General features: G+C 68.0%; 17 protein-coding genes. 7 read left to right on the forward strand and 10 right to left on the reverse strand.

The genetic code is table 11. From position 1 onward, the window contains the following. Nucleotides 1-15 precede the first annotated feature (15 nt). From IMZ11_RS26425 to IMZ11_RS26435, 3 genes are read left to right on the forward strand one after another with little or no spacing between them, the layout of a single operon-like run. On the forward strand, nucleotides 16-828 hold the full coding sequence (locus IMZ11_RS26425) for a c-type cytochrome (RefSeq protein ID WP_228645135.1): 813 nt from the start codon (nucleotides 16-18) through the stop codon (nucleotides 826-828). Next, entirely contained in the window at nucleotides 825-1910 is a 1086-nt protein-coding gene (locus IMZ11_RS26430; RefSeq protein WP_228645137.1) for a ubiquinol-cytochrome c reductase iron-sulfur subunit, read from the forward strand. The genes IMZ11_RS26425 and IMZ11_RS26430 overlap by 4 nt, the downstream gene beginning before the upstream one ends. Then, nucleotides 1910-3541, forward strand: coding sequence for a ubiquinol-cytochrome c reductase cytochrome b subunit (locus IMZ11_RS26435; RefSeq protein WP_228645139.1), 1632 nt, complete (start codon nucleotides 1910-1912; stop codon nucleotides 3539-3541). The genes IMZ11_RS26430 and IMZ11_RS26435 overlap by 1 nt, the downstream gene beginning before the upstream one ends. A 219-nt stretch (nucleotides 3542-3760) precedes the next feature. On the opposite strand, the gene IMZ11_RS26440 is transcribed toward IMZ11_RS26435, so the two are convergent. From IMZ11_RS26440 to IMZ11_RS26455, 4 genes are all read right to left on the reverse strand, one after another. Then, the gene (locus IMZ11_RS26440) at nucleotides 3761-4939 is read right to left on the reverse strand and encodes an Ig-like domain-containing protein (RefSeq protein ID WP_228645141.1); all 1179 of its coding nucleotides are present in this window, start codon (nucleotides 4937-4939) and stop codon (nucleotides 3761-3763) included. A 150-nt stretch (nucleotides 4940-5089) separates the two neighbouring features. Continuing rightward, nucleotides 5090-5485, reverse strand: a complete 396-nt coding sequence (locus tag IMZ11_RS26445; protein ID WP_061256539.1) for a cytochrome c oxidase subunit 4 — start codon at nucleotides 5483-5485, stop codon at nucleotides 5090-5092. Next, nucleotides 5482-7140, reverse strand: coding sequence for a cytochrome c oxidase subunit I (gene ctaD / locus IMZ11_RS26450; RefSeq protein ID WP_228645143.1), 1659 nt, complete (start codon nucleotides 7138-7140; stop codon nucleotides 5482-5484). Before ctaD ends, IMZ11_RS26445 begins: the two co-directional genes overlap by 4 nt. Beyond that, nucleotides 7137-7967: a cytochrome c oxidase subunit II gene (locus IMZ11_RS26455; RefSeq protein WP_061256535.1), complete on the reverse strand. Its 831-nt coding sequence runs from the start codon at nucleotides 7965-7967 to the stop codon at nucleotides 7137-7139. Before IMZ11_RS26455 ends, ctaD begins: the two co-directional genes overlap by 4 nt. 187 nt (nucleotides 7968-8154) lie before the next feature. Here IMZ11_RS26455 and IMZ11_RS26460 point away from each other — a divergent pair, with 187 nt between their 5' ends. The 3 genes from IMZ11_RS26460 to IMZ11_RS26470 all read left to right on the forward strand — a co-directional run bounded on the left by IMZ11_RS26460 (nucleotide 8155) and on the right by IMZ11_RS26470 (nucleotide 10095). Next, nucleotides 8155-9288: a cysteine desulfurase family protein gene (locus IMZ11_RS26460; protein WP_228645145.1), complete on the forward strand. Its 1134-nt coding sequence runs from the start codon at nucleotides 8155-8157 to the stop codon at nucleotides 9286-9288. Further along, entirely contained in the window at nucleotides 9288-9596 is a 309-nt protein-coding gene (locus IMZ11_RS26465; protein WP_228645147.1) for a sulfurtransferase TusA family protein, read from the forward strand. Before IMZ11_RS26460 ends, IMZ11_RS26465 begins: the two co-directional genes overlap by 1 nt. Nucleotides 9597-9663: 67 nt before the next feature. Next, nucleotides 9664-10095 (forward strand): CBS domain-containing protein, encoded by a 432-nt coding sequence (locus IMZ11_RS26470; protein WP_228645148.1) that lies wholly within the window; start codon nucleotides 9664-9666, stop codon nucleotides 10093-10095. Nucleotides 10096-10119: 24 nt separating this feature from the next. On the opposite strand, the gene IMZ11_RS26475 is transcribed toward IMZ11_RS26470, so the two are convergent. Continuing rightward, entirely contained in the window at nucleotides 10120-11106 is a 987-nt protein-coding gene (locus IMZ11_RS26475; RefSeq protein ID WP_228645149.1) for a carbohydrate kinase family protein, read from the reverse strand. 196 nt (nucleotides 11107-11302) lie between these two features. Beyond that, on the reverse strand, nucleotides 11303-11656 hold the full coding sequence (gene erpA, locus IMZ11_RS26480; RefSeq protein ID WP_061256525.1) for an iron-sulfur cluster insertion protein ErpA: 354 nt from the start codon (nucleotides 11654-11656) through the stop codon (nucleotides 11303-11305). A 361-nt stretch (nucleotides 11657-12017) separates the two neighbouring features. Between erpA and nadA the strand changes: the two genes are divergently transcribed. Next, nucleotides 12018-13172 (forward strand): quinolinate synthase NadA, encoded by a 1155-nt coding sequence (gene nadA, locus IMZ11_RS26485; protein ID WP_228645150.1) that lies wholly within the window; start codon nucleotides 12018-12020, stop codon nucleotides 13170-13172. Nucleotides 13173-13248: 76 nt separating this feature from the next. Here the strand turns inward: nadA and IMZ11_RS26490 are convergent, their stop codons facing one another. Genes IMZ11_RS26490 through IMZ11_RS26505 form a run of 4 tightly spaced genes read right to left on the reverse strand, consistent with a single transcriptional unit; the run spans nucleotide 13249 to nucleotide 15774 of the window. Beyond that, the gene (locus IMZ11_RS26490) at nucleotides 13249-13806 is read right to left on the reverse strand and encodes a hypothetical protein (RefSeq protein WP_228645151.1); all 558 of its coding nucleotides are present in this window, start codon (nucleotides 13804-13806) and stop codon (nucleotides 13249-13251) included. Continuing rightward, the gene (gene htpX / locus IMZ11_RS26495) at nucleotides 13806-14705 is read right to left on the reverse strand and encodes a zinc metalloprotease HtpX (RefSeq protein ID WP_228645152.1); all 900 of its coding nucleotides are present in this window, start codon (nucleotides 14703-14705) and stop codon (nucleotides 13806-13808) included. The genes IMZ11_RS26490 and htpX overlap by 1 nt, the downstream gene beginning before the upstream one ends. Continuing rightward, the gene (locus tag IMZ11_RS26500) at nucleotides 14705-14983 is read right to left on the reverse strand and encodes a hypothetical protein (protein ID WP_061256517.1); all 279 of its coding nucleotides are present in this window, start codon (nucleotides 14981-14983) and stop codon (nucleotides 14705-14707) included. Before IMZ11_RS26500 ends, htpX begins: the two co-directional genes overlap by 1 nt. Continuing rightward, on the reverse strand, nucleotides 14980-15774 hold the full coding sequence (locus tag IMZ11_RS26505) for a PspA/IM30 family protein (RefSeq protein WP_082776955.1): 795 nt from the start codon (nucleotides 15772-15774) through the stop codon (nucleotides 14980-14982). Before IMZ11_RS26505 ends, IMZ11_RS26500 begins: the two co-directional genes overlap by 4 nt. Between the last annotated feature and the right edge of the window lie 25 nt (nucleotides 15775-15799).

The following is a 15799-nucleotide window of genomic DNA, read 5'->3' on the forward strand; positions in this document are numbered from 1 at the left end:
GGAACGGGGAGATCGGTGAACTCCATCACCGCGCGACGGCGGCATCCCCTCGCGCGTTTTGCCGTTGTGGCGCTCGCGCTTGGCCTCCTCGGCGGGGGATACGCGCTTGCCGCACCGACCGGCAGCACCGCGGACGCGGCGGTCGCGTCCGGTAAGGCCGACGACGTGGCGCAGGGCAAGGACCTCTTCGTCGCCCACTGCGCCAGCTGTCACGGCCTGAACGCCGAGGGCACCAAGTCCGGCCCCACCCTGGTCGGCGTGGGAGCGGCGGCCGTGGACTTCCAGGTGAGCAGCGGGCGCATGCCCGCCTCCGACCCGGGAGCCCAGGCACCGCGCAAGCCGCTCGACGAGTGGGTCACCCCGCAGGCCATCGACCAGCTCGCGGCGTACGTCCAGTCACTGGGCGGCGGCCCGACCCGGCCGGCTGCCGAGCAGGTCGACCCGGCCAAGGGTGACCCGGCGAAGGGTGGCGAGCTGTTCCGGGCGAACTGCATCCAGTGCCACAACTTCGTCGGCGCCGGCGGCGCACTGACCTACGGCAAGTACGCACCCTCGCTGAACGAGTCGTCGCCCACGCAGATCTACGAGGCGATGGCCACCGGTCCGCAGGCGATGCCCGTCTTCAACGACTCGACGATCACTCCCGACCAGAAGCGGGACATGATCGCCTACATCACGAGCGTCCGCAGCCAGGTGGACCCGGGCGGCTCCGGTCTCGGCCGTATCGGCCCGGTGACGGAGGGTCTCGTGGCCTGGATCGCCGGCATCAGCCTGCTGGTCCTCGCCGCCATCTGGATCACCGCGAAGAAGCGACAGGCGCATTCATGACAGACAACACCATCGACCAGCCCGAGGATCGCGTACCGAAGCGCGTCATCGGCACGCCGCCCGCCACCGAGGCCGTCCTCAAGGACGAGACCGTCCACGAGACCGCCGCTCTGCCGGGCGTGATCTACCAGGACCCGGCGAGCGCCCGCAAGGCCGAGAAGACGGTCGCGCTGCTCTTCCTGATCGCCTTCCTGGCGGGCGTCGGCTTCATCGCCTCGTACGTCATCTTCCAGGTCGGGACGATCGACAAGACGGCGACGTCCAACTTCGCGCTCGGCGGCACGCTGGCGCTGGCGCTGCTCGCGCTGGCCGCCGGCGTCACCACGTGGGTGCGGCGGATCATGCCGAAATACACCATGATCCAGGAGCGCCACCCGATGGCCTCCGACGCCGAGACCCGCGAGACCGTCAAGGAGACGTTCCTGGCGGGCGCCGACGAGAGCGGCTTCGTCAAGCACGGGCTGCTGCGCCGGACGCTGCTGCTGGCGGCCGCGCCGCTGGGCCTGGCCCCTCTCGTCCTGCTGAAGGACCTCGGCCCGCTGCCGGGCACCAAGCTCCGGCACACGGTGTGGGGCGAGCCCACCAAGAACGGCAAGCCGCGGCGCCTCATCACCGAGGGCACCGGGCAGCCGATCCGCGCCGCCGACTTCAACTCGCCCGGCGGCATCCTGTCGGTGGTCCCCGAGGGGTACGAGCACGACCTCAACGCCCTGGCCAAGGCCACGCTGATCCTGCTCAAGTTCCGTCCGGAGGAGATCAAGTCCGGCACGAACCTGAACTGGACGCACGACGGCATCGTCGCCTACTCGAAGATCTGCACCCACGTGGGCTGCCCGGCGGCGCTGTACGAGCAGACGACCCATCACATCCTCTGCCCGTGCCACCAGTCGACCTTCGACGCGGCGGACGGCGCCAAGGTCGTCTTCGGTCCCGCGGCGCGACCGCTGCCGCAGCTCCCGATCGGGATCGACAACGAGGGCTTCCTCATCGCCAAGGCCGACTTCAACGTGCCCGTCGGGCCCAGTTTCTGGGAGCGCGGGGACGCGGAGGCGGAAGCTAGGGAGAAGGCGGAGAAGGCGTAATGGACACTCCTCCCAAGGCAATAGCCGGCGTCTCGACCTTTCTCGACGACCGCCTGGGCGCGGGCAGCTTCCTCAAGCGCAACCTGCGGAAGATGTTCCCCGACCACTGGTCGTTCCTGCTGGGCGAGATCGCGCTCTACTCGTTCATCGTCCTGCTGCTGACCGGTACGTTCCTGACGTTCTGGTTCAAGCCCAGCATGGGCCACGTGATGTACGACGGCTCGTACGAGCCGCTCAAGGGCATCATGATGTCGGAGGCGTACGCCTCGGCGCTGAACATCTCGTTCGACGTCCGCGGTGGTCTGCTCATCCGGCAGATCCACCACTGGGCAGCCCTGCTGTTCGTCGCCGGCATGGTGGTGCACATGCTCCGCGTGTTCTTCACGGGGGCATACCGCAAGCCGCGCGAGCTGAACTGGCTGATCGGCATCGGCCTGCTGAGCCTCGCCCTGTTCGAGGGTCTGACCGGCTACTCGCTGCCCGACGACCTGCTGTCCGGCGCCGGCCTGCGGATCACCCAGGGAGTCATCCTCTCGATCCCGCTGATCGGCACGTACATCCAGTTCTTCCTCTTCGGCGGGGAGTACCCGGGCGAGGACATCATCTCCCGGTTCTTCACGCTGCACATCCTGCTCATTCCGGGCATCCTGCTGGCGCTGATCACCGCGCACATGATCCTCATGTGGGTGCAGAAGCACACCCAGATGCCGGGCAAGGGGCGCACCGAGAAGAACGTGGTGGGCGCGCCGTTCTACCCGGCCTTCATGGCCAAGGCGGGCGCGTACTTCCTGTTCACCTTCGGCGTGCTGGCGCTGCTGGGCACGTTCGCGCAGATCAACCCGATCTGGTTGTTCGGGCCGTACACTCCGGCGGACATCTCGGCGGGTTCCCAGCCCGACTGGTACATGGGCTTCCTCGAAGGCTCCCTGCGTCTGATGGTCCCGTGGGAGATCAACCTCTTCGGGACGTCCGGAGGCACGATCCCGCTGAGCGTGCTGATCCCGGCGCTGGTGCCGCTCGGGATCATCATGACGGGCCTGGCGCTGTATCCGTTCCTGGAACAGTGGGTGACCGGCGACCGGCGCGAGCACCACATCGCCGACCGGCCGCGCAACAACGCGCACCGCACCTCGATCGGCATCTCGGCGGTCACGTTCTACGGCATCCTGTGGCTGCTGGGCGCGAACGACGAGATCTCGGCCAACTTCCACATCGGCCTGTACGAGACGACGATCTTCGGTCGGTTCGCCATCTTCCTCGGTCCGGTGATCGCCTACATCATCACCTACCGGGTCTGCATCGGCCTCCAGCGCAAGGACGCCGAGGTCGTGTCCCACGGTGTCGAGTCCGGCGTCATCAAGCGGATGCCGAACGGCGAGTACATCGAGGTGCACACGCCGCCCGCAGACGACATCCTGGCGCACATCCGCGGCAAGAAGGAGATCCCGGTCATCGAGAGCGGAGTCGACCGTGAGGGGATCCCGCCGAAGGGAGCCCGCTCTCTCATCGGCAGGCTCCGCGCCAAGATGAGCAAGGCCTACGGCACGGACCGCATCCCTCTCGAGGAGGGCCACGGTCACGGCGAGGAGCACGCCGCCGTCGGCGCCGGGGAGCGCAAGGAAGTTCACTGATTCACCACGTGAGCGGCCCGGGTGGGATTCCCACCCGGGCCGTTTCGTATGTATTCCCCGCCCGCACGGCCGTCGTCCCCAGCCGTGTGGCCGTCGTTCCCCGCCTGTACGGCCATCTGCCGCCGCTCCCTAGACGGCCCTCAGATCCTCCGAGACGACGAGCGGCCCGCACCCTCCGATTCAGAGGGTGCGGGCCGAGGTCAGCGGCTCACAGGGCCGTCAGAGCGGTTCGGTGCTGGCGCCACGCAGCCTGCTCCACTTGAGCCACTGCTTCCAGGACTCCTGCCAGTGGCCCCAGCCGTTCGTGGGGTCGAGCGGGCGCGGCGAGCCGGTGACGACGATCGGGTCTCCGATCAGGGTGTTGGTCATGAACCACTTCGCGTTCTCCGGGCTGACGTTGACGCAGCCGTGGCTCACGTTGGAGTTGCCCTGATCCCCCACGGACCATGGGGCGCCGTGGACGTACTCCCCCGTGTCGGAGATCCGTACGGTGTCGTAGACGGTGGTCTGGTAGTAGCCAGGGCTGCCGGGGCCGATGCCGGGTGAGGTCATGACCGTGACGAGTTCGCGGTCCATGGCCAGATGGACGCCCGAGGTGGTGTAGTACTTCATCTCGCCGCCCTTGCCCGCGCTGATCGGCATGTTGCGGACGAGCTTCCCGTCGCGTTTCACCTTCATGTGGTGGGTGCCCGTGTCGGCGTAGCTGATCTGGGAACGGCCGATCGTGAAGTCGCGGACATAGTCCTTCGTGCCGTACATCCCGTCGGCTCCGCGCACGCCGGCGAGCCGGGCGACGAGCCGGACCTTCGTGTGGGCCGGCCAGTACTCCTTGGGCCTGAACGTCACACGGCGGTTGTCGAACCAGTGCCACGCGCCCTGGATCGGCTTGGACGCCAGCACCTGCAGGTTCTTCTCGATCGAGACGCGGTCCGTGACGTCGCGGTCGAACGTGATCATGATGGGCATTCCGACGCCGACGGTCAGCCCGGTCAGTTCCTTGTTCGGAAGGATGGTCTGGACGTCGAAGGACTTGGCCGCCTTCACCGTGGAGAAGACGCTCTTGGTCTCGGTCGTCTTGCCGGCCGCGTTGACCGCCACAGCGGTCACCGTGTAGTCGGTGCCCGGCGTCATCGGCCGTGCGCTCCGCCACCTGGTCCGGTCGGCACTGAACATCCCCGCCACCCGTTTGCCCTTCGCCTCCACGGTGACGTCCTTCAGCGTCCCCCCGGCGGCCGACACCATGATGGGCAGCTCCGGGATCAGTCCCTGGGCGCCGTTCTCCGGCGTGATGCCCACGGCCGCCGCGGGCACGACGGCGACCTCCTTGTCGCGATCCGCCGCTGCGGCGGTACATCCGGTCGCCATCAGTAGGGCCAGCATCCCAGCACCAGCTCGCACGTCGGTCTCCCCCCGCCACACACCACTTGCATGGGGTTAGTACCCGATTACTGTGGGTCTGCGCTCAGGGCCGGGATGACAGCTGGCAAAGAAAAGCGTCGCGGCCGGCCAACAGGATCGTTGGCCGGCCGCGACGGGGAAACTCCCAGGTCAGTGCGAGAAGTTGCCCCGGTAGTACTGGAAGACGAAGCCGATCATGCTCAGCACGACGGCGAAGACGCCGATCAGGAACAGCCACATACCGACGGCGAAGCCGAAGAACGTCAACGCCGCGGAAAGGCAGACGAACAGCGGCCACCAGCTGTGCGGGCTGAAGAAGCCGAGCTCTCCGGCCCCGTCGCTGATCTCGGCCTCCTTGCTGTCCTCCGGCTGGTCACCGATACGGCGAGCCGTGAAGAGCAGGTAGTAGCCGATCATGAGGGCGAGGCCGACGGAGATGGCCAGCACCGCGGTACCGGTCGGCTCCTTGGACCAGAACCAGTAGACCACGTCCACGGCGGCGAAGAAGAGGCCGCAGAGCACGAACATCCATCCCTGGATCTTCATCGAGCCTCCTCCAGCTCAGGCTTCGCGGAAAGGTGCGGATACTTGATGTCGAACGCGGGGCGCTCGGACCGGATGCGCGGCAGCGAGGTGAAGTTGTGCCGCGGCGGCGGGCAGGAGGTCGCCCACTCGAGCGAACCGCAGTAGCCCCACGGGTCGTCGACGGTGACCTTCGGTGCCTTCTTCCAGGTGATCCACACGTTGTAGAGGAACGGCAGCAGCGACGCACCGAGGAGGAACGCGCCCACCGACGAGATCATGTTCAGGTCGGTGAAGCCGTCCACCGGGGAGTAGTCGGCGTAGCGCCGGGGGAAGCCGATGACGCCCAGCCAGTGCTGCACCAGGAACGTCAGGTGGAAACCGAAGAACGTGAGCCAGAAGTGGACCTTGCCCAGCCGGTCGTTCAGCATCCGCCCGGTGAACTTGGGCCACCAGAAGTAGAAGCCCGAGAACATCGCGAACACCACTGTGCCGAAGATCACGTAGTGGAAGTGAGCGACGACGAAGTAGGTGTCGCTGACCTGGAAGTCCAGCGGAGGCGACGCCAGGATGACGCCGGTGAGACCGCCGAAGAGGAAGGTCACCAGGAAGCCGACCGCGAAGAGCATCGGCGACTCGAACGACAGATGGCCTCGCCACATCGTGCCGATCCAGTTGAAGAACTTCACACCGGTCGGTACCGCGATGAGGAACGTCATGAACGAGAAGAACGGCAGGAGCACCTGGCCGGTCACGAACATGTGGTGCGCCCAGACGGTCACGGACAGACCGGCGATCGCGATCGTCGCGCCGACCAGGCCGATGTAACCGAAGATCGGCTTGCGGCTGAACACCGGGATGACCTCGGTGATGATGCCGAAGAACGGCAGCGCGATGATGTAGACCTCGGGGTGCCCGAAGAACCAGAACAGGTGCTGCCACAACATCGCTCCACCGGTGGCGGAGTCGAAGATGTGGGCGCCGAGCTTACGGTCGGCCTCCAGCGCCAGCAGCGCGGCGGCGAGGACCGGGAAGGCCAGCAGCACCAGGATGCTGGTGAGCAGGATGTTCCAGGTGAACATCGGCATCCGGAACATGGTCATGCCGGGCGCGCGCATGGTGATGATCGTGGTGATGAAGTTCACCGCGCCGAGGATCGTGCCGAGGCCCGACAGCGTCAGACCCATGATCCACATGTCGCCGCCGATGCCGGGCGATGTCACCGCGTTGGAGAGCGGCGCGTAGGCCGTCCATCCGAACGCCGCGGCGCCTCCCGGGGTGATGAAGCCGGCCACCGCGATGGTGCTGCCGAACAGGTAGAGCCAGTAGCTCACCATGTTCAGACGGGGGAAGGCCACGTCGGGCGCGCCGATCTGCAGCGGCATGAGCTCGTTGGCGAACCCCGCGAAGAGCGGCGTCGCGAACATCAGCAGCATGATCGTGCCGTGCATCGTGAAGAGCTGGTTGAACTGCTCGTTCGACACGAACTGCAGGCCCGGCTGGGCGAGCTCGGCGCGCATGACCAGCGCCATGACGCCGCCGATGAGGAAGAACACGAAAGACGTGATCAGGTACAGGTGCCCGATCACCTTGTGGTCGGTGGAGGAAAGCCACTTGGCCACGACCGAGCCCTTGGTGTACGGCCGGGCGGCGATGGCGGGTTGCTGGATGGCGGTCACTGTGCACTCCCCGCCTGGCTCTGGATGTACTGGTCGAACTCCGCCTGCGGCACGAGCTTCACCGAGAACAGCATCTTGCTGTGGTCGACGCCGCACAGCTCGGCACATCGGCCGACGAAGACGCCGGTGCGGTTCAGCGTCTTGATCTGGAACTTGTTCCGCACGTCACCGGGGAACACGTCCTGCTTGAACAGGAAGGCCGGCACCCAGAAGGAGTGGATGACGTCGGGCGAGTGAAGCTCGAACTCGACGTCGGCGCCGGTCGGCAGCACGAGCTGCGGACCCTCGGGGTTCTCCACGCTCTGCTTGGCCAGGTCGACCGGCACACCCTCGACCTTGGCGGTCTTGCCCTGGTACTCGGTGGTGAAGCCCCAGCTCCACATGCGGCCCTCGACCTTGACCTTCACCGGGGCGTTGCCGGAGACCTTCATGATCTCGGTCTCGTCGCGCGCGGTGAAGTAGAAGAAGACCGAGACCATGATGATGGGCACCACGGTGTAGAGGATCTCGATCGGCAGGTTGTACCGCACCTGGGGCGGCAGCTGGTCCGGCGAGTTCTTCTTCTTGCGGTGGAACGCGCATGCCCAGAGGATCAGGCCCCACACGACGACGCCGGTGGCCAGCGCCGCGATCCAGGCTCCGTTCCAGAGCGTCTGGGTGATGAGCGACTGATCGGTGGCGCCTTCGGGCATGCCGCCCCGGGACCACTGCTCAGTCGCCTGGGCGCTACACGCCGACGCGGACGCCACGAGCACCGCCAGAGCGGCGACGCGTGGCAACCGGCGGCGGGCCAACGGTCGCCGTGTCGTACGGCGGGTCGGACTCACGGATCGCCTACCCCACAGATGAAGCCCAGGAGTCCCTCTCCTGGGCGGTTCTTCAGATTTGCTCGTTCAAGAACGACCGGCGATGTCTCGCATCGGTCGCCCCTTTACTTGATTGAGTTCACGCTGGGGGACACATTAGCGCGGACCGGCACCGCCCCTCTGAGCAGCCCCCGTTAATGTCCTAACTGTGGTGTATCTGGACGCGGCCTCGACCGAACCCCTCCACTCCGCGGCGCGGGAGGCGCTCCTCGCCGCCCTCGACTCCGGCTGGGCCGACCCGGCCCGCCTGTACGGCTCGGCCAGACGGGCGCAGATGCTCCTGGAGCAGGCCCGTGCCGACGTGGCCGAGGTGCTGGGCGCTCGCCCCGACGAGGTCGCGTTCACCTCGTCGGGCACCCAGGCGGTGCACCTCGGTGTGCTCGGCACGCTGAACGGGCGCAGGCGGATCGGCCGCCACCTGGTGGCCGGCGCCGTCGAGCATTCCAGTGTCCTGCATACCGCCGAGGTGCACGAACACGAGGGCGGCACCGTGCGGATCGTGGGCGTGGGCCGTACGGGCCGGGTGGACGCCGAGGCGTTCGCCGAGGCCGTCTCCGTGCCCGGTACGGCCCTGGCCTGCCTGCAGACGGCCAACCACGAGGTCGGGACGCTGCAGCCGGTGGACGAGGTGGCCGCCGCGTGCCAGGAGGCGGGCGTCCCGCTGCTGGTGGACGCGGCGCAGTCCGTGGGACGGCTCCCGCTCCCCCGCGGCTGGTCGGTGCTGACGGCGAGCGCGCACAAGTGGGGCGGGCCCGCCGGCGTGGGGGTGCTGGCGGTGCGCAAGGGGACCCGCTGGCGGTCGCCGTACCCGCAGGACGAGCGGGAACGGCGCCGCGTGCCCGGTTTCGAGAACGTCCCGGCGATCGTCGCGGCGGCGGCGGCGCTGCGCGCCAGGGTCGCCGAAGAGGAGGCGGAGGGTCCGCGGCTGTCCGCCCTGGTCGACCGGATCAGGACGGAGGTGCCGCGCCTGGTGCCGGACGTGGAGGTGGTCGGCGACCCGTTGCAGCGGCTGCCCCACATCGTCACCTTTTCGTGTCTTTATGTGGAGGGTGAGGCGCTGCTGGCCGAGCTGGACCGGGCCGGTTTCGCGGTCTCGTCCGGGAGCTCGTGCACCGCTAGTACGCTTCGCCCATCGCACGTGCTCGAGGCGATGGGTGTGCTTACGCACGGGAACGTCCGGGTATCGCTGCCCCGTGGCGTGTCCGAGGGCGACGTCGACCGGTTCCTCGCCGTACTTCCGGACATCGTGCGACGCATCCGAGCGAGTTTGGGAGTGCACTGATGTGGCGGAGGCGGTCGGGGGCCAGCAAGAGCGAGCCCGAGGAGCAGTGGAGCGAGCCGCGCGCCGAGGCGCGTGAGCCCGCCGCCCTGACGATCGACGCACTGGGCCGCAAATGCCCCATCCCGATCATCATGCTGGCCGACCAGATCAACCAGGTGCCCATGGGGGCGGTGGTCGAGGTTCTCGCCGACGACCCCGCCGCGTTCACCGACATCCCCGCGTGGTGCCGGCTGAAGTCCCACGCGCACGTCGGCAGCGTGGAGATCCCTCAGGGCGGCTGGTCGATCCAGGTGCGGCGTAACTACTGACTGCTCGTCCCTCGCCTGGGTAGGGGGTCCTCGAAGCACACAATCCACGGATTCTTCGGGGGATTCCATGACGACTGCACGTAACGTCATGCACTTCGGCGTGCAGTGCATCGGCGAGAACGAGAACTTGCTCACCGCGGCACGGATGATGCGCGACCTCAGCGTCGGCTCGCTGCCCGTGTGCGGGAACGACGACAGGCTCAAGGGGATCATCACCGACCGCGACATCGTCATCAAGTGCGTCGCGGCCGGTAAGGACTGCTCCGAGGTCACGGCGAAGGACCTCGCGCAGGGCACGCTCGTCTGGATCGACGCCGAGGCGGACCTGGAAGAGGCGCTCCACACGATGGAGGAGCATCAGATCCGGCGACTGCCGGTGCTGGAGAACCACCGGCTCGTCGGCGTCATCACCGAGGCCGATCTGGCCGCCCACCTGCCCGAGGACAAGCTCGCCGAGGCGGTCAGCCGGATCTACGCCGAGAGCACGCCCCGCGTGTAGCGGTTCACCCGCGCATCGCGGGTCTCACGCGTAGTGGCACTTCACGTGGGCGGCGACCTCGTCCGCGGCGTCCTGGCCGTAGGCGGCGGCGAACCGGTCCAGGAAGACGCGCTGGCCCAGCTCGTACTCCTGGCAGCCGACCTGCTCCAGTACGTGCGTCGCGGTGAGGTTGCCCACCTGGGCGCAACGCTCCAGGGACAGGTCCCACGCGAGCGCCGCGAGGAAGCCGGCCCGGAAGGCGTCGCCGACGCCGGTCGGGTCGGCTTTCCCGAGCTCGGGCGCCGGGGGGACGTGCAGGCTCGGCTCGCCGACACGGTCGATCCTGGCGCCCTTGGGCCCGAGCGTGGTGACGCGGACGCCGACCCTGCTCAGGATCTCGTCGTCCGACCAGCCGGTCTTCTGCTCGATGAGGCCCTTCTCATAGTCGTTGCCGAACAGGTAGGCGGCGCCGTCGATGAGCTGGCGGATCTCCTCGCCGGGCATCCGGGCGAGCTGCTGTGAGGGGTCGGCCGCGAACGGGATGCCGCGCCCGCGCGCCTCGTCCGTGTGCCGCAGCATGGCGTCCGGGTCGTTGGGGCTGACCAGGATCAGGTCCAGGCCGCCGATGCGGTCCATGATCGGGCCGAGCTCGATCTCCCTGGCCTCGGCCATCGCGCCCGTGTAGAACGAGGCGATCTGGTTGTGCTCCTCGTCGGTGGTGCAGAGGAAGCGCGCCGTGTGGTGCAGCTCCGAGATGTAGACCGACTCGCAGTCGACGCCGTGCCGCTCGAGCCACGACCGGTAGTCCGTGAAGTCCGTCCCGACCGCACCGACGAGGACGGGACGCAGCCCCAGGCATCCCATTCCGAACGAGATGTTCGCCGCGCACCCCCCGCGACGGATCTGCAGTTCGTCGACCAGGAAGGACAGGGAGACCCGGTCGAGCTGTTCGGCGACGAGCTGATCCCCGAAACGGCCGGGGAAGGTCATCAGGTGATCGGTCGCGATGGAGCCGGTGACGGCGATGCGCACGGGGTCGTTCTCCTCGTTGTCAGCATCTCGATGAACGCGTTGATGAACGTCTTGATAAACCCCGCAAGGATACGCGACCCGTGCTCGGCCGGTGCTCAACCTGCCCCTGGGCATACGAACGCCCCGCATGGCCGGGGCCGTACGGGGCGCGCGTGTCGCGGTGGGCGGATCCGCTCGGCGGGATCCGCAGGATCCGCTAGTTGAACGAGTCGCCGCAGGCGCACGAGCCCGTGGCGTTCGGGTTGTCGATCGTGAAGCCCTGCTTCTCGATCGTGTCGACGAAGTCGACCGTGGCGCCGATCAGGTACGGCGCGCTCATCCGGTCGGTCACGACGCTGACACCGCCGAAGTCCGACACGACGTCGCCGTCCATCGAGCGGTCGTCGAAGAAGAGCTGGTACCGCAGGCCGGAACAGCCGCCCGGCTGCACGGCGACGCGCAGCTGCAGCCCCTCCTCGCCCTGCTGCTCCAGCAGGCTCTTGACCTTGGCGGCGGCCGCATCAGTCAGGATCAGGCCCTGCTGCGTGGTCTCGCTGCTCTCAACCGTCATGTGCTGACTCCCGCGTCTGCGTCAACCGCCCACCGGGAGCGGTCGATTGATTCTGACGTCTCAGGTAGGGCTCAATGGGATATTTCCACCTTCATCGAAGGTCACTCCCTGAAGCTCTCCCCAGATAGACGCTACCAACACCGGCCCGATGCCACACATTCCCCGCCGTCCCGGGAAGAGGTCGCGGAAACCGCGCGCCGACGGGCACCGAAGCGGCGCGACCGGGGCGGGAGCGGGATGCGAGCAGGCCACACGGAGCCGGACGGGGAGGCGGCCCCCGGGACCCCTGGAATGAAACGGACGAAGGGTGTGTAATTATTAGTCGTCAGTTCGACGATAAGTCCCCGAAGGGGGTGTGGTCGTGACGACCACCGAGACCGGGATCCCGCTCTTCATCCTCGGCCAGGGCACCGACCCGCACAGCGAACGCGGAGTGGACTGTCCGGGCGAGCTTCCCCTCGCCTCCGATCCCGCGCTGGTCGAGCGCGCCCGCAAGGCCAAGGAGCGGCTCGGCGACAAGCTGTTCGTGCTCGGCCACCACTACCAGCGTGACGAGGTCATCCAGTTCGCCGACGTGACGGGCGACTCCTTCAAGCTCGCGCGCGAGGCCGCCGCCAGGCCGGAGGCCGAGTACATCGTGTTCTGCGGCGTGCACTTCATGGCGGAGTCGGCCGACATCCTCACCGGCGACGCGCAGAAGGTCGTCCTTCCCGACCTGGCGGCCGGCTGCTCGATGGCCGACATGGCGACCTTCGACCAGGTCGAGGAGTGCTGGGAGGCCCTGGAGGACGCGGGGATCGCCGACCAGGTGGTCCCGATCACGTACATGAACTCGAGCGCCGACATCAAGGCCTTCTGCGGGCGGCACGGGGGCGCGGTGTGCACCTCGTCCAACGCCCGGCGGGCGCTCGATTGGGCCTTCGAGCAGGGACAGAAGATCCTGTTCCTCCCGGACCAGCACCTCGGCCGGAACACCGCCGTGCTGGAGATGGGCCTGTCCCTCGACGACTGCGTGGTCTACAACCCGCACCGTCCGAACGGCGGCCTCACCAGGGACCAGCTCGAGAACGCCCGGATGATCCTGTGGAAGGGCCACTGCTCGGTCCACGGCCGGTTCACCGCCGAGTGCGTCGACGACGTACGCGCCCGCATCCCGGGCGTGAACGTGCTGGTCCACCCGGAGTGCCGCCACGAAGTCGTGACCAAGGCCGACTACGTGGGCTCGACGGAGTACATCATCCGCAGGCTGGAGGAGGCTCCGGCCGGCTCCTCGTGGGCGATCGGCACCGAGCTCAACCTGGTCAAGCGGCTCGCCCGGATGTTCCCGGACAAGGACGTGACGTTCCTCGACCGGACCGTGTGCTACTGCTCCACGATGAACCGGATCGACCTGCCGCACCTGGTGTGGGCGCTGGAGTCGCTCGCCGACGGCGAGGTCGTCAACCAGATCACGGTCGATCCCGACACCACCCACTGGGCCAAGGTCGCGCTCGACCGTATGCTCGCGCTCCCCTGACCTGGCCTTCGCCCCCGACGTCGCACGTACGCGCGGGCGACCGTCCCTGTGGACGGATCGCCACGCGGCGACGGGCTCAGAGGCCCGGAGCGCCCCAGACGGGGAACCAGCGGGCGAGGTCCGGCTCGATCTTGAGCTCGCCCGCGAGCGCCCCGCGGACCTGCAGCTCCAGGGCGTTGTCCCGCTGGGTCCCGCCGGCGGGCGCGAAGGGGTAGAAGGTGCCCTGCTTGTAGAGGTAGACGATCGCGAGGCGCCGGTTCCGGGGATCGGTGAAGGTCACCAGCGAGCACAGCAGGGACGGCCCGAAGCCGTTCCCCTCCAGCGTCGAATTGACCGCGTGCAGGTCGGTGACCAGCGACGCCACGTCCTCGGCCGGGCGGCGGACCACCAGCCAGGTGTAGCCGTAGGAGTCGGGCGCCAGCTCGGTCCCCTTGCCCAGGAGGGCCTGGATGTCCTGTTCGAGCTGGATGAAGGCGCCGCCCTCCGCGGCGCGGAAGCAGACCGACCCGACGCCTGTCGGGGTGAACCCGGTGGCGGCCTGCAGGGTCACCGCCGCCGACGGCAGCGCGAACAGCGCGTCGAGATCGGGCCTCGCCGGTTTCGACCGGCCCAGGAGCGCGTCGAACCAGCCCATCAGCGCCCCAGCTCGGCGGAGATGCTGGACAGCTGCGCCAGGCGGCGCTCCAGCGGCGGGTGCGTGGAGAAGAGGGACGCGATGCTCTGCCCGGACAGGGCGGGCGCGAAGTAGAACGCGTTGAACGGCTGGGCCTCGCGCAGGTCCTGGGTCGGGATCCGGGCGATCTCGCCGCTCACCTTGGTCAGCGCGCTCGCCAGGGCCGACGGACGCTGGGTCAGCAGCGCGCCCGCGCGGTCGGCGGCCAGCTCGCGGTAGCGGGACAGCGCCCGCGTCAGCAGGAAGCTCACGGCGTAGACGATGCCGGACACCAGCAGGATGATCAGCCCGACGGGCGGGCCGTTGTTGTTGTCCCTGCGGCCTCCTCCCGCGAGGCCGCTGTAGAGCGCGAACCGGGTCATCAGCCCGGCCACGATCCCGAGGAACGAGGCGATCGTCATGACCGCGACGTCGCGGTGCGCGACGTGTGACATCTCGTGGGCGAGAACGCCTTCGAGCTCCTGCGCGTCGAGCCTGCGCAGGATCCCGGTCGTCACGCAGACGACCGCGTTCTTCTGGTTGCGCCCGGTGGCGAACGCGTTGGGCACGTCCGAGTCGGCGATCGCCACCCTGGGTTTCGGCATGTCCGCCATGGCGCTCAACCGGTCGATGATGCCGTGCAGCTCAGGGGCTTCCTGAGGAGAGACCTCCCTGCCGTGCATCGCGAACAACGCGATCTTGTCGGACAGGAAGTACTGCACCAGCAGGAAGCCTCCGGCGATCACCAGCACCACGACGGCGCGCACTCCGACCGCGATCAGGATGGCCACGAACGCGACGTAGAGCAGGCCGAGCAGAAACATGGTCGTGACCATCCGGGTGGTCAGACCACGATCTGGGGCGAACCTGGTCCGGGACATCAGCCCGGGATGAGCCCGGTGTCGCCGAGCATCTCCCGCACTTCCTCGATCGAGGCGTCGGCGGGCGGCAGGATCAGCTCGGACGGCTCCAGCGAGTCGTCCGGCAGCGCCTTGCCGACGTGGCGGACCTTGTCCAGAAGCGCGTGCAGCTTGACCCGGAAGACCGCCTCGTCATCGGACTCGATGGCAGCCTCAAGCTCACTGTCCAGGGCGTTCAGAACGTCGAGATCGGTGTCCGCGATCTGGATCTGGCCCTCTCCCATGATTCGGACGATCACAGGCCCTCCCCCGGCTGACGCAGCTGCTGGGTCTGCGACGGCTGTGCCGCCTGACCTGGCTGCCCGGCCTCGATTGCGCTCTTGGGAGCCGGACCCTGCCCGAGCTCCGCCTTCATCTTGGCGATCTCCAGCTCGACGTCCGTGCCGCCGCCCATGCGGTCCAGCTCGGCCTGGATGTCGTCACGCTGGCCGGTGAAGTCGTCGAGGGCACCGCTGGCCAGCAGCTCGTCGATCGCGCCCGCGCGCGCCTGCATCTGCGCGGTCTTGTCCTCGGCACGCTGGATCGCGAGACCGACGTCGCCCATCTCCTCGGAGATGCCGGAGAACGCCTCGTTGATCCGGGTCTGCGCCTCGGCCGCCGTGTAGGTGGCCTTGATGGTCTCCTTCTTGGTGCGGAAGGAGTCCACCTTGGCCTGCAGCCGCTGGCTGGCGAGGGTGAGCTTCTCCTCCTCACCCTGGAGGTTGTTGTACTGGATGCGAAGGTCGGCGATCTGCGTGTTCAGACCGTTGCGGCGAGTCAGCGCCTCGCGCGCCAGGTCCTCGCGCCCCGCGGACAGCGCCTGCCTGCCTTGGCCCTCCAGCTTCGTGGCCTGGCTTTCCAGCTGGTTGATCTGCAGTTCGACCCGCTTGCGGCTGGTGGCGACGTCGGCCACGCCCCGGCGCACCTTCTGCAGCAGCTCCAGCTGGCGCTGGTAGGAGTAGTCCAGGGTCTCCCGCGGATCCTCCATCTTGTCCAGTGCCTTGTTGGCCTTCGACTTGAAGATCATGGAAAGTCTTTTCATCACGCTCATGCGCGTCGGCCGTCCCCTTCTTAAG

It is taken from the genome of Microtetraspora sp. AC03309, assembly GCF_020826795.1.
GTDB classification, from domain to species: Bacteria; Actinomycetota; Actinomycetes; order Streptosporangiales; family Streptosporangiaceae; genus Microtetraspora; species Microtetraspora glauca.